Below are 22,501 nucleotides of genomic sequence, written 5' to 3'. Positions count from 1 at the left end.
AACTTGGAACTGTTTTTAAAAACTGTTCCAAGTTAATTATGAATTTATATATATCTTTAAAAATATACAAATTTATAAATTATCTCACTTGATCCTTCTCACACATTATAGAGTTGCATAATATCTGGATTCTTTTGAAATCCATCTGCAAAGCTTATGTTCATTCCTTTATCATTACCGTATGAGTTAAGATTTTGTATGATTTTATTTATCTGATCGTTTGTGATAAAGCTTTCATCATCCAGTTTTATGGTTTCTACGGCTGAGAATTTATTTGACTGATTAAGTATGGAAGCTGTTTTTTTAACTCCGTCATTTGTTATATAGTTTATGATAAGATCTTTATTAAATGCTCCGTTGTAACTAAAGGTGATGTTTTCTTTTTTGGTATCTTTAATGATTAAAGTATCATTTCCTCCATCTATTAAATTTACATACTCTTTATCTCTTATGATGGTATTATTAGCATCTTTTCCTATGATATATGTATCATTTCCGTTTGATCCTATTAAGGTATTGTTATCTCCTTTTGTTATTAATGCATCATCTCCATTTCCTGCATCTATAAATGAGTTTGATGAGTTTATAAAGGCTTTATCATTTCCGTCTTCAAGATAGGCTTTTGAGTTACTTCCCAGCATTAATAAAGTATCATTTCCATCTCCTGAGTTAATGATGGTGTTTTTACCGCCTGCATAGATAAAGTCATCTTTATCAAATGATTTTATATCGGCATTACTGTTTAAAGATATTATAGTATCGTCTTTGCTGCTTGCTTTTAGAACCGCATTGTCTTCATATGAGATGATAACTCCTTTATTATCAAGTTTTATACTTGGATTTATCTGCCACCATTTCTTTGTAGGATATAAAGGAGAGTTTATATCAAGCGAAGTATCTTTAAAGTTTATAACGGGGATTTGATGTTTATCGTTTATAAAATAGTCTTTTAAAGTAAGACTTGAGCTTGGAGATTTTATAACTAAATTATCTTTATCTTTTAAGAAATCAACATCTTTTATATCTGCGTTAAACTCCAAAGAATTACTTATTAATTTATTATCTTCTATAGTAATATTATCGTTTGTATCTATTACATATCCAAGATTATTGAAATTCAGTTCTTTTGTTATGCTTAATGCCCCATCACTTACTTCAACTAAAATTGTATCTTTTACGGTTTTACCTGTTTTATAGATAAAGTTTCCCTCTTTATCTATATTTATAGTTGAGTTATTCAGATTTGAGATTACTTTATAGCTTAAAGTATCGCCGTCTATATCACCGGCTCCTATATTTCCTGTAACGGTATCGGTGTTTTTAAGAGTATAGGTTGATGATTTGGATAGGAGGGTTGGAGCTGTATTTAGTAAAGTATCTATATTATAAACAATTCCGTTATCATACATAACGCTTTCTATTTTATTATCTTTGTTTTTCCAGTTTTTTATCGTTATGCTGTTTTTAAGCTCATCAAAGGAAACACCTTCTTCTTTTAAAGCGATTACTAGATCACCACCTACTTCTTTACTTATAAGATCTTTTCTTGTTATTCCAAGACCAAAGACTAATTTATCATTTCCGCCGGTATCGTTTATAATGTCTTTTCCGCTATCTTTTTCATAGATGTAGTTATCATCGCCAAAACCACCATTTAAAATATCATTTCCTTTTTTGCCGTTTATAATATTTGCATTATCGGTTCCGTTTAAAACATTATCATTATCATCACCCATTATAAATTTATCATCTTTTATCTCTTTAAGATTACTTAAAATTTCCTCATGATTTAGAATAACACCATTATCAAATATAAAACTTTCTATTCGTCCTGCTTGAGTAAAGAAATTTTTAATTCTTAATTTATCCAAAAGTTCATCGTAGTTTCTATTTGGTAAATTTAGAGCTATTTCAAGATCATTTTCTTTTTTAATAACTATTATATTTTTAAAATTTACACCTTTTCCAAAGATGAGTTTATCAACGCCGCCTTTATCATCTATGCTTACAATTCCATCACCACTATTAAAATAGTAAGTTGAGTTTGCAGATACTGTTTTAAACATCTCGTCAAAACTATAAGCCCTATCTTTGAAATAATACTCTTCTATTTTACCTGAAGTAAAACCATCTATAATAGTTATAGAGCCGATTATTTTATCCTTTTTATATGGATTTTCAACTAAAATTTTCATATTATTACCGTCTTTTTCTATACTTAAATTTTCTATATCCAAATAAGAAAAAGCCAAGATGTCTCTTCCTCCTTCATCTACGATAGTGTCGTGCCCATCTCCTAAATAATACTCATAAATAGTGCTTTTATCTCCGCCGATAAGTAAGTCATCGCCTTGTGCGCCTCTTAGCACATCTATACCGTCTCCTGCATATATTATGTCATTTCCAAGACCGCCGTTTAATTCATCATTGTAACTTGAGCCGATGATTAAATCATTTCCTGATTTAGAATTTACTATAACTCCTTCACTGTTTTTAGAAAAATTGAAGTTATCACTATCTTTTGTTCCAAAGTAGTTTTTTCCTATAACTCCTTCTATTTCGCCATTTTCATTAAAGCTAAATTTTATTCCTGTTTTTTCAAGAAGCTTTTTAATAATAGGATTAGAAAGAGTATTTTTACCTACTTTATGAATAGCAAAGTTATAATCTCTTTTTAAAGATGCTGCAAGTAAATTTATACTTAGAGCTATTTCGTTCGGATTTGACTCATTAGCTATTATTCTGTTTAATTTTTGATTTAGAGCTTGATACATAATATGACATGTCGGCATCTCTTTTCCAAAAAGCTCTTTAGAGATTATTTTAGAAATTGTAGAGTATTTGATATTTTCATACTCTTTTAATGCCTTCAAAATTTCGTATGGATTACTCCTTTGAAACGCTGTAAGCTTTGCACCGCGAAAAGCTTCTACAACGCTTATTTTCTTTTCATCGCTATCACTTAAATCACTTACGGCTATACTTTGTTTACTGCTTACATTAAACCAAATATCGCGCATAACATACTCTTTGTCATCTTTTATAAATGTGCTTGAAGCGGTTATTTTATTGCCGTTTTCTTCTTTTATATCATCTGAAATATTTAAAGATATAGATGAAATTCCAAGATCTTTCAGAGATTTTACTTCATCCTTTTCACTTTTTCCATCGCCGTTTTTATCTTGCCAGGCAACAAGTTTTTCAAAATTTTCATCATTTTGATCTATAACTCCGTCACCGTTTGTATCAAATTCCTTTAGAGCTTCATAGCCATCTTTTGCATAAGAGCCATTTTTAAGTTTTGAAAATGTTCCAAAAAGCTCATAAGCATTATTTATAACACCATCACCGTTTATATCAATTCCTAAAAGTGAGTCTTCTTTTTCTATCCATGAAGTTTTATATCTTCTTCCGTTATTTTGATAGTCAAAGTAGGCATCTGAGTTTTCAAGCTTTGTTGAAGTTATACCGTTTTGATTAAGATCTAAAACAATAGGCGGAGTTGAGGATATATTTGACATAAAATCATCATTTAAAGCCCAATTTTTAAGGATATTATCCATATTTGAGTTTAAATCATCAAAAGCTAAATCAAGTGAATTTTTATACTCATCAACACTGTTTTTTAAGGTGTCGTTGTCTTTCATCGCATCATCAAGCCCTCTAACAGTGCCGCTTCCTGATATGTAGGAGTTCGACTCTTCATCATATATCGTATCTGTGTTATCAGACCTATACCATACATTTTCAAAGCTCATTTCGCCATTGTTTGCTGAAGTTATAGCACTTGTTCCGTTTATACTTATACCTGTATAACCGCTTCTTAAAATTATCTCTTTAATACCGGCTTGAGATAAAATTTTAATTTTATCTACATGTAATGTATTATCTATCTTAGAATCTTCAAAGTCATTATCATATAAAATATCATTTGAAATATCGCTTTTTGCTTCATTAAGATCTATTTTAAACCAAACATCATTCATAGTTTTTTCTTTACCGTTTTGTATAAAAGTAGAACTATTTGATATCACATTGCCGTTTTCAAGAACAGATTTATTTTTATTTTTCGGTAATTTTATTTCTGTAATACCTAATGATTTTAAAGAAACAAGTTCGCCATCTTCGGAAATTCCGTTTTGATTACTATCTTTCCATACTAATAAATCACTAAAGTGATCATCATGCTTATCTATTTTTCCATCTTTATTACTGTCAAATTCGGCAAGAGCTTCATATCCGTCTTTTGCAAACTTGCCATTTTGAAGCTTAAAGTAATTACCAAATATTTCACTACCGTTATCTATAAGACCGTTATTATTCAAATCTACAGCAAGCAAAGCATCGCCTTTTTCTATCCAAGCCGTTTTTTCTCTAACACCGTCATTATCATAATCAAAATAAGCATATGAGTTATTTAAATTTATAGAAGTTGTATTGTTTGAGTTTAGATCTAAAACTAAAGGAGGAGTAAAATCATTATCTTTTTTCCAAGATGAACTTATGATATCTTTTAAAGCACCGTTTTTTAAGATATTTTCTCTATTCAAAACTATACCGTTATCAAAAGATTTTAACTTCATTTCAGATATAGCAACATCTAAACTGTTTTTATCTATATAATATCCATTATTAAGCTCTATTTTCTCTATGGAGTTAGAAGCTGTATTAGAGTGATTTATAACAGTTACCATATCTCCATTTCCTAAGTCAAAAATGAGATTATTTCCCTCACTCCAAAATACCACATCTTCCCTACTTATACCTTCACCGAATTTTAAAGTATCATTTCCGCCTATATCATAGATAGTGTCTTTTTCATCACCTCTGTTAAAGATATAAATATCACTATATTGTCCGCCCTCTAATCTGTCATTACCTTTTCCACCCGTTAAGATATTATCTTTATTACCATAATAAAATCTTTTGATGATATCATCTCCATCGGTAAAGATATGAGACTGGATATCTTTATAATTCCATACCGTTCCATCTGAAAATTTAAAGTTTTCTATGAAAAGATCACTTCTTGGACCGTATCTCCAGTCTATTAAAGTTACCCTATCTTTTAAATCGTAAATTGATGATTTTCCTTTTTCTTTTATGCCTACTATTAAATCATAACTATTGGAATTATTTTTTATATCATACATAATAACTAAATCATCAGGTGTGATTCCTTCTTTAAATTCTAAAGTGTCATTACCGCCACAGTCGCTGTTATCATACTCATTTATAATATCTATTCCTGATCCTCTACCAAACAGATATGTATCGTCTCCACTTCCACCATAAAGAATATCATTGCCGCTTCCGCCGTCTATTATGTCGTTTCCACTTCCACCATAAAGAATATCATTGCCGCTTCCGCCGTCTATTATGTCGTTTCCTCCGCCTGCATAGATTATGTCGTTTCCGCCAAGAGCGTTTATGATATTGTCTTCATCTCCGAAAGTAAGGTTGTCATCACCTTCTGTAGGGTTAAATAAAAAGTTGTAATCTATCTTTGTTCCATCATTTAAGATTATGTTTTCTATTTTATTACTTGAGTTATACCAGTCTTTTATGGTAACTATATCGGTGATATCATCGATGTTTTGGTCAGGGTTGTTTTTAACATAAATTTTTATATCATTTTTATCTTTTTTAATGATAAGATCTTCCCTACTTATACCTTCACCGAATTTTAAAGTATCATTTCCGCCTATATCATAGATAGTGTCTTTTTCATCACCTCTGTTAAAGATATAAATATCACTATATTGTCCGCCCTCTAATCTGTCATTACCTTTTCCACCCGTTAAGATATTATCTTTATTACCATAATAAAATCTTTTGATGATATCATCTCCATCGGTAAAGATATGAGACTGGATATCTTTATAATTCCATACCGTTCCATCTGAAAATTTAAAGTTTTCTATGAAAAGATCACTTCTTGGACCGTATCTCCAGTCTATTAAAGTTACCCTATCTTTTAAATCGTAAATTGATGATTTTCCTTTTTCTTTTATGCCTACTATTAAATCATAACTATTGGAATTATTTTTTATATCATACATAATAACTAAATCATCAGGTGTGATTCCTTCTTTAAATTCTAAAGTGTCATTACCGCCACAGTCGCTGTTATCATACTCATTTATAATATCTATTCCTGATCCTCTACCAAACAGATATGTATCGTCTCCACTTCCACCATAAAGAATATCATTGCCGCTTCCGCCGTCTATTATGTCGTTTCCACTTCCACCATAAAGAATATCATTGCCGCTTCCGCCGTCTATTATGTCGTTTCCTCCGCCTGCATAGATTATGTCGTTTCCGCCAAGAGCGTTTATGATATTGTCTTCATCTCCGAAAGTAAGGTTGTCATCACCTTCTGTAGGGTTAAATAAAAAGTTGTAATCTATCTTTGTTCCATCATTTAAGATTATGTTTTCTATTTTATTACTTGAGTTATACCAGTCTTTTATGGTAACTATATCGGTGATATCATCGATGTTTTGGTCAGGGTTGTTTTTAACATAAATTTTTATATCATTTTTATCTTTTTTAATGATAAGATCTTCCCTACTTATACCTTCACCGAATTTTAAAGTATCATTTCCGCCTATATCATAGATAGTGTCTTTTTCATCACCTCTGTTAAAGATATAAATATCACTATATTGTCCGCCCTCTAATCTGTCATTACCTTTTCCACCCGTTAAGATATTATCTTTATTACCATAATAAAATCTTTTGATGATATCATCTCCATCGGTAAAGATATGAGACTGGATATCTTTATAATTCCATACCGTTCCATCTGAAAATTTAAAGTTTTCTATGAAAAGATCACTTCTTGGACCGTATCTCCAGTCTATTAAAGTTACCCTATCTTTTAAATCGTAAATTGATGATTTTCCTTTTTCTTTTATGCCTACTATTAAATCATAACTATTGGAATTATTTTTTATATCATACATAATAACTAAATCATCAGGTGTGATTCCTTCTTTAAATTCTAAAGTGTCATTACCGCCACAGTCGCTGTTATCATACTCATTTATAATATCTATTCCTGATCCTCTACCAAACAGATATGTATCGTCTCCACTTCCACCATAAAGAATATCATTGCCGCTTCCGCCGTCTATTATGTCGTTTCCACTTCCACCATAAAGAATATCATTGCCGCTTCCGCCGTCTATTATGTCGTTTCCTCCGCCTGCATAGATTATGTCGTTTCCGCCAAGAGCGTTTATGATATTGTCTTCATCTCCGAAAGTAAGGTTGTCATCACCTTCTGTAGGGTTAAATAAAAAGTTGTAATCTATCTTTGTTCCATCATTTAAGATTATGTTTTCTATTTTATTACTTGAGTTATACCAGTCTTTTATGGTAACTATATCGGTGATATCATCGATGTTTTGGTCAGGGTTGTTTTTAACATAAATTTTTATATCATTTTTATCTTTTTTAATGATAAGATCTTCCCTACTTATACCTTCACCGAATTTTAAAGTATCATTTCCGCCTATATCATAGATAGTGTCTTTTTCATCACCTCTGTTAAAGATATAAATATCACTATATTGTCCGCCCTCTAATCTGTCATTACCTTTTCCACCCGTTAAGATATTATCTTTATTACCATAATAAAATCTTTTGATGATATCATCTCCATCGGTAAAGATATGAGACTGGATATCTTTATAATTCCATACCGTTCCATCTGAAAATTTAAAGTTTTCTATGAAAAGATCACTTCTTGGACCGTATCTCCAGTCTATTAAAGTTACCCTATCTTTTAAATCGTAAATTGATGATTTTCCTTTTTCTTTTATGCCTACTATTAAATCATAACTATTGGAATTATTTTTTATATCATACATAATAACTAAATCATCAGGTGTGATTCCTTCTTTAAATTCTAAAGTGTCATTACCGCCACAGTCGCTGTTATCATACTCATTTATAATATCTATTCCTGATCCTCTACCAAACAGATATGTATCGTCTCCACTTCCACCATAAAGAATATCATTGCCGCTTCCGCCGTCTATTATGTCGTTTCCACTTCCACCATAAAGAATATCATTGCCGCTTCCGCCGTCTATTATGTCGTTTCCTCCGCCTGCATAGATTATGTCGTTTCCGCCAAGAGCGTTTATGATATTGTCTTCATCTCCGAAAGTAAGGTTGTCATCTTGATTAGTAAAAGGTATAATATCTTCGGGTTTTATAACTCTGCCGTCTTCAAACTCTATAAATTCTATCCTATTAGACAAAGATTTAAACCAATCTTTTAAAACCATTCCATTATTAAAATTTAACTCATTTTGTCCAGGTTCTTTTATATATAAAACCAAATCATCATCAACTTTGGCATACGAAACATCATTTATAGTTAAAGCTCCAACAACTTTTATTCTATCTATTCCACTAGTATCTGTGATTTGATCCCTGCCCATATTCGGTTTAAAGATATATGTATCATTTCCATCTCCACCATTTATGATATCATCTCCGGCTCCGCCGTCTATAATGTCATCGCCGTCGTTGCTATTTATTATATCATTGCCGCCAAGAGCATTTATAACATCATCATTTCCTGGAAATGTATTAATAATGTCATTTTCGTCAGTCCCTGCTTTGGCAATTATTTCATTATATGAAAGCATACTTCCATCTTGAAAAATAAATTTTTCAATTCTGTTAGGATTTTTCATCCAATCTCTTATTGTTATTCTATCTTCAAGATCGCTGAATTTTACTCCATCTTCTTTTATTCCGATATATAAATTAAAATCCACAACTCTTATTAAAATATCGTTTTGACTTATACCATCTCCAAATTTAATAGCGTCATTGCCGCCTGTATCATATATGGTATCTTGTCCATCTCCAAGATTATAAACATATATATCATCACCGTCTCCACCATTAAGGATATCTGCTCCTTTTCCACCTATTAAAATATCATTTTTATATCCTGCATTTATAATATCATTGCCTGCTCCTGCATCTATAATATTTGGATTGTAAGATTGACCTGTTATTATATTATCCTCGCTTCCATAGATAAAATGAGTGCTGCTTGGATATTTAAAACCTGAAGCGTAAGGATAAGACTTTGTTTTATCTACACTTATAGTTCCGTCGCTAAATTCAATATTTTCTATGCCTTTTAAAGGATCTTTCCAATCTTTTATAATAACGGCATTTTCATTATTTATTTCGCCTGAATTATCTTTTATAAATATAATCAAATCATTTCCGTAAGATGTAAATTTCACATCATTTTGTCTTATATCAACAAGTCTTAATGTATCGTTTCCAGAATTTATAACTATGTTATTTTCTATAAAACTGTCATCTACTATGACTTTACCGTCACCTCTTTGATATACATATATATCGTCACCTTTTTCACCTTTTAATGTTGCATTTTTTGAGGAATATATCGTATCTTTTTCTGACATACCGATGGAAAACATTGCAGCTATTTCATCATTTGTTAAAACAGTTTCATCGCTGAATTTAAAAGTTTCTATGGTATTTTCTTTAGTAAAGAAATTTGTGATTTTTATCGTCTCATTTGTGTCTTTTATCGTAATACTTAAATCATTTCTGTATTTTTTAAAACTGATATTTTCTCTATTTATACCGCTACCGAATTTTAAAGTATCATTGCCGTTAGAATCATATATAGTGTCATTTCCATCATTTAAATTATATTCATAAATATCATCACCGCTTCCGCCACTTAGATAGTCATCACCGCTTCCGCCTATTAAAATATCATTTCCGCTCCCACCATATAATTTATCATTTCCGTTTTCACCTATTAATGTATCATTTCCACCAAGACCGTTTATGGTATCATTTCCACCAAGACCGTTTAAAATATCATTTTTACTTGTGCCGATTATAATATCATCACCGTCTGTTATGAACTCATTTATAATATTATTTTCTTCTAAAACAAGATTTGAATCATCAAATTTAATAGTTTCTATTTTATTGGAAGAATGAAAATAATTTTCTATAGTAATACTGTTCTTCTCATCTATATAAAGAGTTAAAGAGTCTTTATTTTTTATAAATTTAACATCATTTTTACTTATGTTTTTAAGAATTAAAGTATCGTTTCCACTTGAATCAAATATAGTATCTCTTCCATCACCTTTAGTATAAATATATGTATCATTACCGCTTCCACCATAAAGCATATCATCACCTTTATTGCCTATTATGATGTCATTGCCGCCGCCTGCATATACTTTATCATCTCCATTTAAAGCGTCTATAGTTTCATCAAGGTAAGTTCCATAAATTTGATCATTTGAATTTGTAGATATCATAGAAATGAGATCATTTGGTGATAAAAACGATCCGTCACTGAATTTTACAAGCTCTATCATATTTGAAGGACTATAGAAATTTTTAATAATAATTTGATTACTCAAATATCCTTTTGAGTTTGACTTGACAGCTATGTTTAAGTCAACTCCGTTTGAATTTATAACTAGATCTTCTTTTGTTATACCTTCTTCAAACACTACAACGTCATATCCACTTTCATCATATATGACATCTACTTCATCGCCTTTTTTAAATATATAAGTATCGTTATTGGCGCCGCCTTCAAGATAATCATTACCTCTACCGCCTATTAAGATATCATTACCTTTTCCACCGATAAGTTTATCACTGCCTTCTCCGCCATCTAATATATCATCTCCGTCATATCCCTCTATGATATCATTTCCTGCATTTCCATACAGTTTATTAGATGTATTATTTCCAATAATATGGTCATTTAATGATGTTCCATTTACTGTATCGTTTAGATCAAGCTCATCTATATCTTTATAAAATTTAATGTTTCTAACTTGTTTTATGCCTTTATCAGTATTTACAGTAAGATTTTTATCATATCCGTTTAGATACTCTTTTATATTCTCGTCGCCGTAAATATATAAATTTACAGAATTATCACTATTTTCTTCATAGTAGATATAATTATAAATTCCGTCATTTTTATCTATTTTAAAATCATGATTCTTATCATATCCGCTTAAAAGTGTATCAAGAGGATTTAGCTCAATCTGCCTTATAGGAGAATTTGCATCTTTTATATAAATCAGCTCGCCCTCATCTGTAATACCGTTTTGGTTGGCATCTATCCATAAAGCAAGATTATGATCATCTTTATCATCTATCACTCCGTCTTTATTTGTGTCAAATTCTTTAAGCAGACTAAAGCTATCAGGTGAATTTGTGTGGTTGTAGTGGTTTCCTACTATCTCAAGGCCGTTATCAACTAAGCCGTTGTTATTTATATCATTTACAAGTATGGCTTCATCATCTTTTAGCCATTCAAGCATTCTTTCTTTAAAACCGTCACCATTCATATCAAAGTAAATTTTATCTTTTTTATTTGCATAACATGTATCATCGCTGCAAGTATCATTCGGTCTAGAAAGAGTAGTTTGCTTATCGCTATTATTTGATTTTAAATCTTTAGAACTTATTAAATTCAATGAGTTTATAACGCTCATAGAACTTGCTAAAATTGTTTTACTATTTGAAGATTGGGCTTTTGAAGACAATTTTACTTTTAAAACCGAGTTTAAATCAGGCTCATAGCGACATTCATACTCGGGTATATGAGGTAAAGACGGTTTGGTTGGTGCAGTAGGAACATAAGTTATAGATGAGCCACTCCAGCCTCCGCCGACTCCTCCTCCCCAGCCTCCGCCGCTATTACCTCCGCCGCTATATGAAGGAAAATAATTTCTCGGCTCATCAAAACTAAAGCCGAAATTTGGAACACTATTTTTAGGGCATTCTTCTTTAGGGAAATCTATAATGGTGCCTGTAGCCATAGCAAACACATCAGATTTTTTAACATCTTTTCCCTCATACTTGCCATCATTTACTAAAAATAGTCCAAATTGTTCTTTACCTTCATATATACCATCGCTTGCAACAGGTATTGTGTATTTATAAGTTGTAGTATTCGGCGGTATAGTTATAGTAGTGCCACTTTTATCTTCAAAGTCTTCATCCGCAGTTGCAGTCTCTCCTACTGTATGTACCTTTAATTTTAACTCTTTTTCCAATGCCTTATTTAATGTTATGGTAAATTCTATTTTACCGTCTGTTTCTATACAGGTAGCATCCTGAACTTGAACCTCAAGGACATCTTCATCATCATCTTTTATGTTAGCTATGCCTATTCCATAGTACCCAAAATCGTTTGGATCAAGCACATTTGTACTTTGAACCTTAAGAGTAAAATATTCTGTGTTTTCTCTAATATCATCGTCAATTATTTTAACTTTATATTGATAACTTGTTTCTCCAGCCTTTATGACTATCTTATCATTAACAGCTTCAAAATCTTTACCTGCCTTAGCAGTACCATTGCCTGTTTTTACATCAAGCTCCAAATCAATTTCTAATGGAATCGCAAGACTTATATTAAACACTGCATAATTATCAGACTCTAAAACTGTTGGGCTAGAGATTGATATTCTAGGAACATTCGGATCTACGCATAAATTATCTAATATGCTATCTATTATCTTTTCAGCACCTTCCGAACCAAAAAAAGAACCTAATGCAACAAGCCCTACTATAGCTATAGCCCCTAAAGGAGTAGTCATTGTTGTTCCTAATGCTGTTGCTAATCCTGCTCCTAATGCTGTTCCTACTGCACTACCTCCCATTTTACATAACTCTTTTGTTGTATTTAAAACCGGATCATCTGAGAACATTGCTTTTGATAGATTATAAGCATTAGCCGCAGCACTAAATGCAGCCGGTGCTTTTAATAATAATTTTTTCATTCTTGGAACCAACTCTTCGGGTGAGCTTATATTTCCTTTTTCTATATCTTTTGATATCGCTGTAAGTCCATCTGCAAAAGCACTGTTCTTATCGGAAAAAACTTTATCCAACCTATTTAACAGTTCATTATAAGCTTCGACTTCACTTGGTTTTAAACAAATATCACTTCTCACTTTTTACTCCTTTAATTTTATCCAACATCATAAAAAACAATTCTTTTATCAATTACAGTAATATAATTTGCTAAGTCGCCACCATAATAAATACAAAAACCCATACAAATATTATTACTACAATTAAAGATACATTTTTAACTCCCGATCCTTTTTTGCTATTGCCAATATCAGCATAATAATACCTAAAATCAACCCCCAAGCTGCTGCCATAAAAAATGCATAAAATGCTGTAGCTTACAGAATGAGACTTGAGTTTTCAAAGATAGTTATAATTACAAAATACTCTTTTATAAAATTTGTAAAACCAAAACAAATCTCATATCTATACAATATATAAACATGTATAAAAATTATAATAAAAGAAGGAAAGAAAAGTATAAAATTAGTTGTAAATATTAAAATTTTACATCTAAAACTACGGTCTTTAAATTTTATACTGTTTTTCAAAATTTAATCCTTAATTTAATTTATATTAATTTTGGTATTCTACTACCTTAAAGCTTAAATAAATTATAAATTTGCAAAATAAATTTATAAAAAATTTATAATGTTTCGATATTTATTTATTTTATATTTTTATAGCCATTTTTTTATATTTTATTATTGGATATTTAGGTTATTTACCACATAGGCATATGCTAATAGTAAATGTATAAACAAATATTGTATGGATATAAGCCGATTTAAGCCTATATCCAATTTGAGACTTCATATCATATATTTTTATTTATAGCTGAAAATACTCAAACTATATTATATTTCATTATGCATTATAAAGTTGCATAATATCATGATTTTTAAAATCACCTGAAAAATTTATATCTACACTGTCGCTATCGCCATACGAGTTAAGATCCTGAATAACTTTATTTATCTGATCATTTGTGATAAAACTATTATCATCAAGACTGGAATACTCAGCTTTTTGAAAATCATAGTTTTGATTTTGAGCTAATAATTTCATTTCATCACCCTCATATGATAGTTTTTGAATATCTTCATAACTTAATACGGTTCCATCGGAAAATTTGAAATTTTCAATCATATAAGATCTATTAAAGTCTCTTCCTGAATTTATAAAAAACTCATTTATAGTAATTGAATCATTTGTTCCTTTTATGGATATTTCAAGATCATCTCTGTCACTGCTTGAGTGTTTAATTATAAGATCGTCTTTTGTGATACCTTCTTTAAATTCAATCGTATCGTTTCCGCTTCCGTCATTTATAATGTCTTTTCCGTCACCTTTAGCAAAGATATATGTATCATCACCCGCTCCGCCGTTAAGATTATCGTTTCCTTGTCCGCCTACTAAGATATCGTTTCCGCCATCACCGTAAAGAGTGTCATCGCCTTCGTTACCGTAAAGTTTGTCATCTCCATTTCCACCATATAGTGTATCTTTTCCTTCTTCACCGTAAAGAGTGTCGTCTCCGTTTTCACCGTATAAAGTATCATCACCTGTTCCTGCGTAAACGGTATCGTTTTTACTTCCAGAATATACTGTATCGTTTCCGCCGTTAGCATGTATTATATTATCAAGTGAGTTTACACCGTAAATCGTATTGTTTTCATCATCACCCTCATATGATAGTTTTTGAATATCTTCATAACTTAATACGGTTCCATCGGAAAATTTGAAATTTTCAATCATATAAGATCTATTAAAGTCTCTTCCTGAATTTATAAAAAACTCATTTATAGTAATTGAATCATTTGTTCCTTTTATGGATATTTCAAGATCATCTCTGTCACTGCTTGAGTGTTTAATTATAAGATCGTCTTTTGTGATACCTTCTTTAAATTCAATCGTATCGTTTCCGCTTCCGTCATTTATAATGTCTTTTCCGTCACCTTTAGCAAAGATATATGTATCATCACCCGCTCCGCCGTTAAGATTATCGTTTCCTTGTCCGCCTACTAAGATATCGTTTCCGCCATCACCGTAAAGAGTGTCATCGCCTTCGTTACCGTAAAGTTTGTCATCTCCATTTCCACCATATAGTGTATCTTTTCCTTCTTCACCGTAAAGAGTGTCGTCTCCGTTTTCACCGTATAAAGTATCATCACCTGTTCCTGCGTAAACGGTATCGTTTTTACTTCCAGAATATACTGTATCGTTTCCGCCGTTAGCATGTATTATATTATCAAGTGAGTTTACACCGTAAATCGTATTGTTTTCATCATCACCCTCATATGATAGTTTTTGAATATCTTCATAACTTAATACGGTTCCATCGGAAAATTTGAAATTTTCAATCATATAAGATCTATTAAAGTCTCTTCCTGAATTTATAAAAAACTCATTTATAGTAATTGAATCATTTGTTCCTTTTATGGATATTTCAAGATCATCTCTGTCACTGCTTGAGTGTTTAATTATAAGATCGTCTTTTGTGATACCTTCTTTAAATTCAATCGTATCGTTTCCGCTTCCGTCATTTATAATGTCTTTTCCGTCACCTTTAGCAAAGATATATGTATCATCACCCGCTCCGCCGTTAAGATTATCGTTTCCTTGTCCGCCTACTAAGATATCGTTTCCGCCATCACCGTAAAGAGTGTCATCGCCTTCGTTACCGTAAAGTTTGTCATCTCCATTTCCACCATATAGTGTATCTTTTCCTTCTTCACCGTAAAGAGTGTCGTCTCCGTTTTCACCGTATAAAGTATCATCACCTGTTCCTGCGTAAACGGTATCGTTTTTACTTCCAGAATATACTGTATCGTTTCCGCCGTTAGCATGTATTATATTATCAAGTGAGTTTACACCGTAAATCGTATTGTTTTCATCATCACCCTCATATGATAGTTTTTGAATATCTTCATAACTTAATACGGTTCCATCGGAAAATTTGAAATTTTCAATCATATAAGATCTATTAAAGTCTCTTCCTGAATTTATAAAAAACTCATTTATAGTAATTGAATCATTTGTTCCTTTTATGGATATTTCAAGATCATCTCTGTCACTGCTTGAGTGTTTAATTATAAGATCGTCTTTTGTGATACCTTCTTTAAATTCAATCGTATCGTTTCCGCTTCCGTCATTTATAATGTCTTTTCCGTCACCTTTAGCAAAGATATATGTATCATCACCCGCTCCGCCGTTAAGATTATCGTTTCCTTGTCCGCCTACTAAGATATCGTTTCCGCCATCACCGTAAAGAGTGTCATCGCCTTCGTTACCGTAAAGTTTGTCATCTCCATTTCCACCATATAGTGTATCTTTTCCTTCTTCACCGTAAAGAGTGTCGTCTCCGTTTTCACCGTATAAAGTATCATCACCTGTTCCTGCGTAAACGGTATCGTTTTTACTTCCAGAATATACTGTATCGTTTCCGCCGTTAGCATGTATTATATTATCAAGTGAGTTTACACCGTAAATCGTATTGTTTTCATCATCACCCTCATATGATAGTTTTTGAATATCTTCATAACTTAATACGGTTCCATCGGAAAATTTGAAATTTTCAATCATATAAGATCTATTAAAGTCTCTTCCTGAATTTATAAAAAACTCATTTATAGTAATTGAATCATTTGTTCCTTTTATGGATATTTCAAGATCATCTCTGTCACTGCTTGAGTGTTTAATTATAAGATCGTCTTTTGTGATACCTTCTTTAAATTCAATCGTATCGTTTCCGCTTCCGTCATTTATAATGTCTTTTCCGTCACCTTTAGCAAAGATATATGTATCATCACCCGCTCCGCCGTTAAGATTATCGTTTCCTTGTCCGCCTACTAAGATATCGTTTCCGCCATCACCGTAAAGAGTGTCATCGCCTTCGTTACCGTAAAGTTTGTCATCTCCATTTCCACCATATAGTGTATCTTTTCCTTCTTCACCGTAAAGAGTGTCGTCTCCGTTTTCACCGTATAAAGTATCATCACCTGTTCCTGCGTAAACGGTATCGTTTTTACTTCCAGAATATACTGTATCGTTTCCGCCGTTAGCATGTATTATATTATCAAGTGAGTTTACACCGTAAATCGTATTGTTTTCATCATCACCCTCATATGATAGTTTTTGAATATCTTCATAACTTAATACGGTTCCATCGGAAAATTTGAAATTTTCAATCATATAAGATCTATTAAAGTCTCTTCCTGAATTTATAAAAAACTCATTTATAGTAATTGAATCATTTGTTCCTTTTATGGATATTTCAAGATCATCTCTGTCACTGCTTGAGTGTTTAATTATAAGATCGTCTTTTGTGATACCTTCTTTAAATTCAATCGTATCGTTTCCGCTTCCGTCATTTATAATGTCTTTTCCGTCACCTTTAGCAAAGATATATGTATCATCACCCGCTCCGCCGTTAAGATTATCGTTTCCTTGTCCGCCTACTAAGATATCGTTTCCGCCATCACCGTAAAGAGTGTCATCGCCTTCGTTACCGTAAAGTTTGTCATCTCCATTTCCACCATATAGTGTATCTTTTCCTTCTTCACCGTAAAGAGTGTCGTCTCCGTTTTCACCGTATAAAGTATCATCACCTGTTCCTGCGTAAACGGTATCGTTTTTACTTCCAGAATATACTGTATCGTTTCCGCCGTTAGCATGTATTATATTATCAAGTGAGTTTACACCGTAAATCGTATTGTTTTCATCATCACCCTCATATGATAGTTTTTGAATATCTTCATAACTTAATACGGTTCCATCGGAAAATTTGAAATTTTCAATCATATAAGATCTATTAAAGTCTCTTCCTGAATTTATAAAAAACTCATTTATAGTAATTGAATCATTTGTTCCTTTTATGGATATTTCAAGATCATCTCTGTCACTGCTTGAGTGTTTAATTATAAGATCGTCTTTTGTGATACCTTCTTTAAATTCAATCGTATCGTTTCCGCTTCCGTCATTTATAATGTCTTTTCCGTCACCTTTAGCAAAGATATATGTATCATCACCCGCTCCGCCGTTAAGATTATCGTTTCCTTGTCCGCCTACTAAGATATCGTTTCCGCCATCACCGTAAAGAGTGTCATCGCCTTCGTTACCGTTCATATAATCATTATATGATGTTCCGTTTATGGTATTATTTTCGTTGTCGCCAAAAATATGCTTATTGCCTAGCATTTTAGACATATCTTCATCTAACAAAGAAAGTTCCGCTAAAACATGATTTAATTCGGAAGCAAACCTTGGCTTATACACGCTGGCGTCTCTTACAAGATCTTTTAAAATTACCATTTCGTCATATTTTTTATTGTTAAATAATTCAAGCATTTTTTCTTTGAAATATTTAAAGTCATATTTTAAAATGCCAGTGTCCTCATCCAAAATCATATATTTGGTATCGATTATACCTTTATAAGTAGTTTGCAGCTCAAGCTCAGCATATACATAATCTTCAAAATTTTGATATAACTCGTGTAAATAATTAGCAACTGTTGAATTTGGATTTTTACCTTGACTTCTATGGATAAATACTTCGCCAGTTAAAATTTCATACACATTTAACTCTCTGGTATCTTTCATAGCGCCTCTTCCGCTTGTCGGATTATTTTCCACACCGGTCCATTTATATATTAAAGATTTTATTAATTTTTTTCTTTCTATGGAGTTTGCATTTATATATTTTTTCAATTCATCTTTCAAATTAATATTCATCATCATAGCAGAGTGCAAATCATATAAATTTCCTTTGCCGTCGACATTTGGCAGTACCAATATATCCTTGCTTATTTTTGTTTCAGGCATAATTGTATCACTTAAATCAACCTTAAAATTTACATCTACAGCCTCAGCCGTTTTCTCATCGCTAAATATTACTTTGGTTGTTTGCTTGATGTGATTTTCTAAAAATTCTTTGCTGACATTGGTGTATCTTAAATCTATTGCTTTTATTTTGGACTCGCTTAATTTTGTAAGTTCGCCTTCATCTGAAATTCCATTAGCGTTTTTATCTTGCCATAAAACAAGTTCATACCAAATTTCATCGTCTTTATTTATAAAACCGTCACTGTTTAAATCGTATTTTTTAAGTTCTTCAAAGCCGTTGGATGAAGAATGATCGCCGAAAAGCTCACTGCCGTTATCTATAATGCCGTTTTTATTTTTATCTAAAGCAAGAAGCGCGTCATCACCACTAACCCAACCTGTTGCTTCTTTAAAACCATTGTTATCATGATCAAAATTTATAGTACCATCCATAGGCAAAAGCTCTATACCATCCCCGTCCATGTCTATAACTATAGGATCATAATATTTAGGATCGTTTGGATCTTTTCTTTTATCGTCGTCTCGTACTATGCATAACATTTTTCCGGAATCATATACTGTAGCATTTCCGGACCAAAATCTGGCTCTTACATAAAATTTACAATCCTCCTCGGGAAGCTTATCGTCAGTCCAAGTAGTTAATTTTACTCTCTTACTTTGGTTATTATAATCAAGAGTTATAATTTTACCACCTATTTTTACATCAAATCGCATACCTTTTTGCCACTCACCTGTAGCTGTAACATTTGTGTATAGTTTTTCAGCGGCTTCACTGGTACCGGCACTGCTTACAAACAATTTTAGTGGTGAATCATCATCTTTTATTTTTAAATCGCCAAATTTACTACTAGATGGATCATAACTTATGCTTTTATGTGGAATTATCCAGTAGGGATGAAGATTCGTAGCGCTTCTTATTTTTTGAGTATTTACTATAAAATCATCATAATCAGATATATCATATTTATAAGTTTTAATAGTATCGCCTTTTTTAAAGGTTATTGCTTTATCGCTACTATTTCTCATAAATACATCCAAAGAGCCATCACCTGTTATTTCCCCAACAAGCTCTATTGTTATCTCAGCTGTTTTATCCGATTCGTTTTTTGTAACATCTTTTATTCTTAGACCAACTTTATTTTCAAGAGTTATGCCTAAATATTTTTCTTCTTGACTAAAGTTATTTATAGTTATACTTTCTTTCGATTCATCGTGAGTAACTTTAAGCTCACTTCCGTTTAGATGATATGTATATCCATAGCCTTTATATATTTTAGAACCAGGCTTTGTTTCTTTTCCGCCACTTAAAGGATATGAGTGCTTAAACCAAATATTTCCGTTTCCATCACTATCTTCTATGGTATCGCCATTACCAACATGATATTCATCATACCCATCTCCACCTTTTAAAATATCACTGTCTTCTTTATCGCCATCATTTGCATATATTATATCATCACCATCTCCTGTGGTTATTGTATCACTACCTTTTCCAGCGTGTATGGTGTTTGCGCCTGATGTTGCAGTTATAGTGTCATCTCCATCACCAGCTTCTATAAAATTTGTGCCACCACTTATATTTACTATATCTTCATCTTCTCCAAGAACTATAGAATTTGTTCCACCTTGTATATCTACTGTGTTTTTACCATTACCTAAATTTGCATTATTAACTCCTTCAAGTATATGTAAATTCTCAACTCCTTTTCCGCCGTATATATAGTTTTGTCCTGTGGTTATTACAACTGTATTTATATCATCTTTAGTATCTTGATCTTCTGAGTTTTTTGAATCTGTGCTTGTATAGATATAATTTGGTCCTTTTGCACTGTTTATTGTGATGGTATCACTGCCTTTGCCTGTATATATTTCATTAAACTCTCCACCATAGATATCTATTGCATCATCACCTTCTTTTGTGACTATATAGTTTTTAGTAGCATTTTTTGAAGTTATTAAATCCATTCCTTTAGAACCATACACTTCATTTTTTCCATAAGTTAAATTTATAGTATTTATATCATCTTTAGTGTCTTGATCATTTTCATTTGTATTATTTATCCCTGTATAGATATAGTTTGTTCCATTGTTTGTATTTACTTTATCACTGCCACTACCTAAATAAATATAGTTTTTACCATCTTCTACATTTACTTCATCATCTCCACTTTTAGTGTAGATATGATTTGTGCCTTTTTTAGTAGTTATAATATCTTTTCCTTTAGAGCCATAGATAGTATCATCACCTGCACCTGAGTTTACTGTATTAGTAGTGTTTTTATCTTCGGTGTCAAACTCATCATCAATATCTGCATTGGTGTATATTGTGTCATTGCCACTTCCTGTGGTTATGGTGTCAGAACCTTCACCTAGCTCAGCATAGACATCGCCGGCATTTTTTGTTAAATTTATAGTATCTGGGTTTGAGTATCCGAATATATCGAATTTGCCAGAAGCACTGCTAGAATATTTACCATCTACAAATACTATCTTTTTAGCTGGTGCAAAAGTTCCATTTGTATTCCATAAGAAAGTATTCGTTTTTGTATCAGTATAAGTATTATATCTTTTGTCTTTTTTTGTATGTGAAATTTCAGCTATTTTATCCCTTATAACAGCTTTAAAAAACTCTAATCTACTATCTTTATGTTTGTTTGAATATATATTAAGGTCATCATATTCACTAACGCTAGAAAATCCCTTATCTAAAGCATATCCTTTTAGTTCTTTTAGGCAGTATTTAGCAGCTTCTTTTATTTTTTTATTTTCTAAATCATTTTTTATACTACTAGTATTAGCTCCATCATTGGCATAGTAATTGACTAGTAATTTTTGCGGACTACTATCCAATTTTAAGTAAGCCTCTTTATTTTTACTTGGATAGCTTATTCTTCTTAATACTGATATTATTTTATTGTCATCTGCACCAGCTCTAAATTCGAAAGTATTAGGAATTTTTTTAGCTCTCCAATCATAAAATTTATGGTAAATAAGTTCAACAGGTGCCTCATCTCTAGTAAATATAACTCTATCAAGAGTTCGCATATCTGCACTTATTTTATCCCAAGCACTGCCTAAAGCTTTATCAAAAATAGGATTAGCTTTATAAAGTATATACTTTCTTTCTTGAGTTGTGTTTGAGTTTATGTCTTTATAATCTATCGTTATTCTATGGTTTTCTAAAAAGATTTGGCTAATATCAAATCTATTAAGGTTAATATCTGCGACTTCTTCAATCGCATCTTTTACACCCATAGCATAATCTCCTATTTTGTCTAAAAATTTTAAAATTTTAAGCCTACTAACTAAAGATAAAATATCTCCACCTATAGATTTAGCAATAAATAGCAAATCGTTTTTGTTAGGAATATCAATATATAAATTTTTATTTCCATCATCTATACTTGAACCAGTTGTATCAACTGGTAGGTTTTTATATTCAACAATATTATTAACCGAATCAAAAATAAAAAGAGTAGCTCCACTAAAGATAAAAAAAGCTTTTGCATATTTTATATTTTTTAATTCTTTTTCTGCTTTTTCTATTGTGTCAATATCTTTTGTGCTCAAAACTTCGTCAAGTATAGAAGAGTGCCAATCGCAAATTTTATCTACTATTTTATCATGTTTGCCTAGCATACTATTCTTTAGACTTTTTCTAAACTCAGCCTTTTTTATATCTCTCCATTTTCCTTTATTAAATTTTGCCATTTGTTTTATCCTTTTATATTTAGTTAGT

Annotated in this window: 2 protein-coding genes; both read right to left on the bottom strand. The window is 31.5% G+C overall.

Going from position 1 to position 22,501, the window contains the following annotated elements; all coding sequences use genetic code 11:
* Positions 1–98 precede the first annotated feature (98 nt).
* Positions 99–13,019: a calcium-binding protein gene (locus CURT_RS09310; protein ID WP_115651857.1), complete on the bottom strand. Its 12,921-nt coding sequence runs from the start codon at positions 13,017–13,019 to the stop codon at positions 99–101.
* A gap of 766 nt (positions 13,020–13,785) precedes the next feature.
* Positions 13,786–22,473, bottom strand: a complete 8,688-nt coding sequence (locus CURT_RS03410) for a calcium-binding protein (protein WP_115651858.1) — start codon at positions 22,471–22,473, stop codon at positions 13,786–13,788.
* Positions 22,474–22,501 lie beyond the last annotated feature (28 nt).

It is taken from the genome of Campylobacter ureolyticus (assembly GCF_013372225.1).
GTDB lineage: Bacteria > Campylobacterota > Campylobacteria > Campylobacterales > Campylobacteraceae > Campylobacter_B > Campylobacter_B ureolyticus.
Note: the sequence above shows the minus strand (reverse complement) of the source record. Positions and strands in the feature narration are given on the sequence as shown.